The 6,276-nt window shown below is 67.5% G+C and carries 6 protein-coding genes; 4 read left to right on the top strand and 2 right to left on the bottom strand.

Annotated elements, in window-relative coordinates:
- Positions 1-130: M81 family metallopeptidase (locus AC31A1_RS44430; protein ID WP_489658762.1), on the bottom strand; the 130-nt coding region annotated here is incomplete at its 3' end.
- A 107-nt stretch (positions 131-237) separates the two neighbouring features.
- Positions 238-1,437: an ROK family transcriptional regulator gene (locus AC31A1_RS44425; RefSeq protein WP_489658760.1), complete on the bottom strand. Its 1,200-nt coding sequence runs from the start codon at positions 1,435-1,437 to the stop codon at positions 238-240.
- A 182-nt stretch (positions 1,438-1,619) separates the two neighbouring features.
- On the opposite strand from AC31A1_RS44425, the gene AC31A1_RS44420 reads away from it, so the two are divergent.
- The 4 genes from AC31A1_RS44420 to AC31A1_RS44405 form a co-directional block, all read left to right on the top strand.
- The gene (locus AC31A1_RS44420) at positions 1,620-3,377 is read left to right on the top strand and encodes a peptide ABC transporter substrate-binding protein (RefSeq protein WP_489658759.1); all 1,758 of its coding nucleotides are present in this window, start codon (positions 1,620-1,622) and stop codon (positions 3,375-3,377) included.
- Positions 3,378-3,380: 3 nt separating this feature from the next.
- Positions 3,381-4,340, top strand: coding sequence for an ABC transporter permease (locus tag AC31A1_RS44415; protein WP_489658758.1), 960 nt, complete (start codon positions 3,381-3,383; stop codon positions 4,338-4,340).
- 26 nt (positions 4,341-4,366) lie between these two features.
- Positions 4,367-5,215: an ABC transporter permease gene (locus tag AC31A1_RS44410; protein ID WP_489658761.1), complete on the top strand. Its 849-nt coding sequence runs from the start codon at positions 4,367-4,369 to the stop codon at positions 5,213-5,215.
- Positions 5,212-6,276 (top strand): ATP-binding cassette domain-containing protein (locus AC31A1_RS44405; RefSeq protein WP_489658757.1); only part of this gene is annotated, 1,065 nt, incomplete at its 3' end. The genes AC31A1_RS44410 and AC31A1_RS44405, both read left to right, overlap by 4 nt.

Raw genomic sequence — 6,276 nt, 5'->3', positions numbered from 1 at the left:
AGGGGTAGCGGGTGAGGACTTCGGGGCCTCGTTGGGGGTGGAAGGCCGGGGCTTCTGTGCGGGCCGGGGAGAAGGTCGAGGATTCGATGCCCAGGCCTGCGATGGCGATTGTGGGGCGGGATGAAGGCAAGGGGGCTCCAGGTTGTGGGTCGGGTGCGGGTTCGTTGTGGCTGGTCGCGCAGTTCCCCGCGCCCCTAAAAGCAGTGGGTCACGGCGGCCCCGATCAGCACGACAGGGTCATCGCAGTCCCGCTTGATCTGTGACCGTTTGCAATGCCTGTGCCAGAGCCCGTTGCAGTGCGAACTGGCCTGCGCCGACCAGGCCCGCGTCCGCGCCCAGGCTGGCGCGCTCGATCACCAAGTGCTCGGTGACCAAGGGGTGGCAGCCCTCGTAGAGCTGGCTGCGGACTGCCGCTACGAAGGGTTCCAGGGTGGAGAGGATGCCGCCCAGGTACACGGCGTCGGGGTTGAAGAAGTTGACGTTGGCGGCCAGGACCTGGCCCAGGTAGCGGCCGGCCTGGCGGACTGCTCGGGTGGCCTCGGGGTGGGCGTCGGTGGCGAGTTGTACGACGTCCTCGGTGGATGTCACGGCGAGGCCGTGGCCGTGCAGGATGCGGACCAGGGCGGCGCCGGAGGCGACGGTCTCCAGGCAGCCGGTGTTGCCGCAGGAGCAGGGGGTGTCCTGGGCGGCCTCGACGCGGACGTGGGTGATCTCGCCGGCGGCGCCGGTACCGCCGCGGTAGAGGCGGCCGTCGGCGATGACGCCCGCACCGATCCCGGTACCCACCTTGACCATGATCGACTGGCGGCGTTCGGCGGGCTGGACGGTGTGTTCGCCCACGGCCATGCAGTTGGCGTCGTTCTCGACGGCGGCGGGGACCTCGAAGCGTTCGGCGAGCCAGTCGCGGATGGGGAACCTGTTCCAGCCGGGCATCCGGGCCGGGAGCGTGACGATCCCGGAGGCGATGTCGACCGGGCCGGGGAGGGAGAGGCCCACGCCCCGGAGTCGTTCGCGTCCGTGCCGGTCGGCGAGTGCGGTGAGGGTCTCGGCGAGACCCGGGAGCGCGGCCTCGGGGCCGTCCGCCGTGGGGAAGGGCACGGTCGAGACGTCCGTGAGGCCGCCGCCGGGGAGTACGACCCCTACGTGCGCGTGCTTTCCGCCCAGCTCGGCCGCGACCGCGAACCCGTCGCTGCCGCCCAGCCGCAGCACCTTGCGGGGGCGGCCGCCGGTGGAGGAGCGCGTGCCGTGCTCGGCGACCAGGCCCAGGGACACCAGCTGGCCCACCGCGAGGGAGATCGTCGAGGGCGCGGCGCCGAGCAGTTCGGCGAGTTCGGTGCGGGTGGCGGCCTGCCCGGAGGCGAGGAGTTCGAGGACGTGCTCGGCCAGTGAGGAGACGCCCGAGGTGCTCTTCCGGCGGTGCGCACTTTTTTCAGGCATGAAGGAAGTTACTTCCGGATCGGATGGTCGAGGCGATGAGCGTAAGGCACTCGAACTGGCTCCCGGCTTTTTTCAGAACAGCAGAAACAGGCTTTTTACAGCGGGACGCCTGTTTCTTCGACACCAGGAGTCGTTGACTGTCCTCACCTCCCGCCTCCGCCCCTCTTTTTCCGAGGAGAACCATGTCCCCTGTTCGCCTGAGACTCCTCACCGGTGCCTCCCTGACCACGGCCTCGCTGCTGCTCGCGGGCTGTTCCGGGTCGAGCGGCACGTCGTCGTCCGGGTCGCACGACGCGATCAACTACGCGCTGCCCGCGAACTTCACCCCGAACTGGATCCTGCCGATCGGCACGGCGGCCCACCTCAACACCAACAACATCTCCATAGCGAACTCGCTGTGGGAGCCGCTCATCGCCTACGACGGCTCGACCGGGACCATGGGCTGGAACAAGAAGGGCTCGGTGGCGACCGCCGCCGACTTCGCGGCCGACAACAAGAGCGTCACGATCACCCTCGGCGACCGGCACTGGAGCGACGGGAAGCCGATCACCTCCGCCGACGTGAAGTTCTGGTTCGACCTCATCAAGGCGAACAAGGCGCAGTGGGCGGGCTACAACCCGGGCAAGGCGCCGGACAACTGGACGTCCTTCAAGACGGTGGACGCCAGTCACTTCACGATCACCTTCGACAAGGCCTACAACCCGCAGTGGATGCTGGCCAACGAGCTGAGCTCCATCAACCCCCTCCCCCAGTACGTATGGGACAAGGCCGGGGACGCCAAGAAGGACTGGACGTACCTCAACAACGCGGCCAAGAACATCAGCGGTTACGCGACGAACGCCCTGTGGAAGACGACCAGCGGCCCCTACGCCGTGAAGTCCTTCTCCACGGCCGGCAAGGTCGTCCTGACCGCCAACGCGAAGTACGACGGCGGCGAGAAGCCCGGTATCCCCACCGTGAACCTCCTCCCGTTCACGACGGCGGACGCCGAGAAGAACGCGCTGCGGTCCGGGAGCGTCGGCTACGGCTACATCGAGGCGACCGACCTCGACCAGAAGGCGAGCTTCACCGCGCAGGGCTACACGGTGAAGCCGTGGTCGGGCTGGGCGATCACCTACATGCCGTACAACTTCAACAACCCTTCCATGGGTGCCGTGTTCAAGCAGCTCTACGCCCGGCAGGCTGTGCAGAAGTCGATCGACCAGAGCAGTCTGGCGAAGGTCATCTTCAACGGGACGGCGGTGCCCGGGTACGGGCCCGTCCCGCAGGCGCAGAGTTCGTCGTTCCTGTCGGCGACGCAGAAGAGCGACCCGTATCCGTTCTCTACCTCGGCCGCCAAGTCGCTGCTCAGCAGCCATGGTTGGAGCGAGCAGGGCGGGGTCATGACCTGCACCAGCCCCGGCACGGGTGCCGCGCAGTGCGGTGAAGGGGTTGCCAAGGGTACGAAGTTCCAGATGCAGGTGCTGTCGCAGTCCGGTTCGACGGTGACGGACAACATGATGAGCGCGATCCAGTCCTCGCTCGCGAAGACCGGGATCAAGTTCTCCATCAAGACCGCGCCCGTCAACTCCGTGCTGTCGCAGACCCCGCAGTGCACGGCCTCGCAGTCGATCTGCAAGTGGCAGCTGTCCTTCTTCGGTACGGCGGGCAGCTGGTACTTCCCGGCCTTCCCGACCGGCGACTCCCTGTTCCAGTCCAAGGGCGGCGCGAACTTCGGCAACTACTCCAACGCGGACGTCGACAAGCTCATCTCCTCGTCCACGACGTCGAGTTCGACCCAGGAGATCCAGGACTACAGCGCGGCCCTCGCCAAGGATCTGCCGGTGATCTGGCTGCCCGAGCCCGACTACCAGATCTCCGTGGTCAAGAACGGCCTCGGCGGCTTCACCCAGGACCCGCTGGCCAACTTCCACCCGGCACAGTGGAAGTGGACCAGCTGAGGCATGGACACCCTCCTGTATCTGACCCGGCGGATCGCCCAGGCGCTGGTCGTGATCCTCATCGTGACGGTCGTGGTGTTCGGCCTGCTGCACGCGCTGCCCGGGGGTCCCGCGCGCGGGATCCTCGGCCCGCAGGCCACGCCCCAGCAGATCACGCTGTTCAACCACGACCAGGGGCTCGACCGGCCGCTGCCCGTGCAGTACCTGTACTACCTGCGGCAGTTGCTGCACGGGGACCTCGGGACGTCGTACACCCTCAACGAGGCGGTGTCCCGGCTCATCGAGCAACGCCTGCCGAAGACCCTGGTGTTGACCGTGTTGTCCGCGGTTCTCGGGCTGGTGCTCGCCATTCCGCTGGGCATGTGGCAGGCGGTGCGGCGGAACAAGCCGGCCGACTATGTGATCACCACGCTGAGTTTCGTCGCGTATTCGACTCCCGTGTATTTCCTGGGACTTGTGCTGGTGCTGGTCTTCACGCAGATGGTGCGGTGGTTTCCCTCGCAGGCGCCGCAGGGGGACACGGTGGCTCAGGTCTTCGCGGATCCTGTGGCGTTGGTGCTGCCTGTGGTGACCGGGGCGGCCTCGATGGTTGCCGTGTTCAGTCGGTACATGCGGGCCTCGACGTTGGAGAACCTGTCCGAGGACTACGTCCGTACGGCTCGGGCGGGGGGTTCTCGGCAAGGGGCGATTCTCTTCAAGCACGTGTTCCGGAACTCGTTGACGCCGGTGATCGCGATGTTGGGGTACTACGTGCCGGTGCTGTTCGGGGGTGCGCTGGTTGTTGAGCAGCTCTTCAACTATCCCGGGATGGGGCTGTTGTTCTGGGGTGCGGCTCAGTCTTCGGACTATCCGGTGCTGCTCGGGTGCGTGCTCGTCATTTCCGTCGCGACTGTGGTGGGGACACTGCTCGCGGATGTCGTTCAGAGGGTTGTTGATCCTCGGGTCAAGGGGGGTCGGGCGTGAGTGTTCAAAGTGCCAGCCGGTGGGGGTTGCTCGCGCAGTTCCCCGCGCCCCTGACAGCGCGCTTCGCGCGCAACAAGCTTGCCGTGGCCGGACTCGTCGTCGTCGGCCTCTTTCTCTTCTTCTGCTTTGTGGGGCCGCTCCTTTACTCCACCGATCAGATCCACACCGACCTCACGCAGGTCAATCTCCGGCCCAGCGGGGCGCATTGGCTCGGTACCGATGCCGTCGGGCATGACGAGTTGGGGCGGCTCATGTACGGCGGGAAGGTGTCGCTGCTTGTCGGGCTTGCCGCCGGGGTGCTTGCCACCGTGATCGGGACGGTCTGGGGGGCGGTCGCCGGGTATGCCGGTGGGTGGGTCGATGCCGTGATGATGCGGGTCGTGGATGCCGGGATCGCCATTCCCGCGCTGTTCATCCTGCTGGTCGTGTCCGCCATCACCACGCCTGGCGTGCCTGGGCTGATCGTGATTCTCGGGCTGGTGTCCTGGCTCGTGCCTTCGCGGCTGGTGCGGGCGGAGACGTTGACCTTGAAGAGCCGGGACTACGTGCTGACCCTGCGGGCCATCGGTGGTTCGCACAGCCGGGCCATCACGCGGCACATCCTGCCCAACTCGGTGTCGACGATCGTCGTCGCGGCCACCTTCCAGGTCGCCGACGCGATTCTGCTCGTCGCCTATGTGTCCTATCTGGGGCTGGGAGTCCAGCCGCCGTCGACCGATTGGGGCGGCATGCTCTCGGCCGGGCTGACGGCCGCCTACTCGGGACGCTGGTGGCTGATCGTGCCGCCGGGTCTCGCGATCATCCTCGTCGTGTGCGCGTTCAACGCGGTCGGCGACGGGCTGCGCGACGCGTTCGACGTGAGGGGACGGGGATGAACAGCATCCTGGAGATAGCGAATCTGGGCGTCGTCTTTTCCACCGAGAGCGGTGATGTGCCCGCCGTCCGTGGGGTGTCGTTGCGGGTGGAGCCCGGGGAGACTCTTGCCCTCGTCGGTGAGTCCGGGTCCGGGAAGTCGACCGTCGCGCTCGCCGCTCTTGGGTTGTTGCCCGGCAACGCCCGTGCGTCCGGGGGCGTTTCGGTCGACGGTACGGATGTCGTGGGGGCCGGTGAGGCCGAACTCGCGCGGCTGCGAGGGCGTACGGCTTCGATGGTGTTCCAGGAGCCGGCCACCGCGCTTGATCCGCTGACGCGAATCGGCAAGCAGATAGCGGAAGTTGTGCGAAATCATCGGGATGTGTCCCGGCAGGAGGCGGCTGCCGAGGCCGTCGCGTTGCTGCGCCGGGTCGGGATTCCCGAGCCTGAACGGCGGGCCTCCGCCTTTCCGTTCCAGTTGTCCGGCGGGCAGCGGCAGCGGGTCGTGATCGCCATGGCCATCGCCAACTCGCCCGGGTTGCTGGTCGCCGATGAGCCGACCACCGCCCTGGACGTCACCGTGCAGGCGGAAATCCTGGATCTGCTGCGGGCGTTGGCCGCCGACTCCGGGACCGGCGTACTGCTGGTCACGCACAACATGGGGGTCGTCGCCGACTTCGCCGATCGGGTCGCGGTGATGCTGGAGGGGGAGGTCGTGGAGACCGGGGCGGTGGAGGACGTGCTGTTGCGGCCGACGCACGAGTACACGCGGCGGTTGTTGGCCGCTGTGCCTCGCCTGGCGGTGAGCGAGGCCGTGAGTGCTGCCGTACGCGAGCATGTCGAGACGGCTGCTCCTGTGGTCGAACTACGGGATGTTTCCGTCCAGTTCGGGCGTGGGCCGCGTGCCGTGCGGGCGCTGGAGGAGGTGTCGCTCACCGTGCGGGCGGGCGAGACCGTGGGGCTCGTCGGTGAGTCCGGGTCCGGGAAGTCGACCGCCGCACGGGTGGCTCTTGGGCTGGTCTCGCCGGAGTCGGGGGGTGTTTCGCTCTTCGGGGCCGATCTGCGCAAGGCGCGGGGGCGGGCT

The sequence above is a fragment of the Streptomyces sp. P5F9 genome, assembly GCF_057961495.1.
The sequence above is the reverse complement of the archived record's forward strand: the minus strand, read 5'-3'. Positions and strand labels throughout refer to the sequence as shown.

What these genes read in the sequence shown, in the direction of transcription:
- AC31A1_RS44425 (WP_489658760.1), bottom strand. Translation starts at nt 1,437, where the DNA reads ATGCCTGAAAAAAGTGCGCACCGCCGGAAGAGCACCTCGGGCGTCTCC.
- AC31A1_RS44420 (WP_489658759.1), top strand. Translation starts at nt 1,620, where the DNA reads ATGTCCCCTGTTCGCCTGAGACTCCTCACCGGTGCCTCCCTGACCACG.
- AC31A1_RS44415 (WP_489658758.1), top strand. Translation starts at nt 3,381, where the DNA reads ATGGACACCCTCCTGTATCTGACCCGGCGGATCGCCCAGGCGCTGGTC.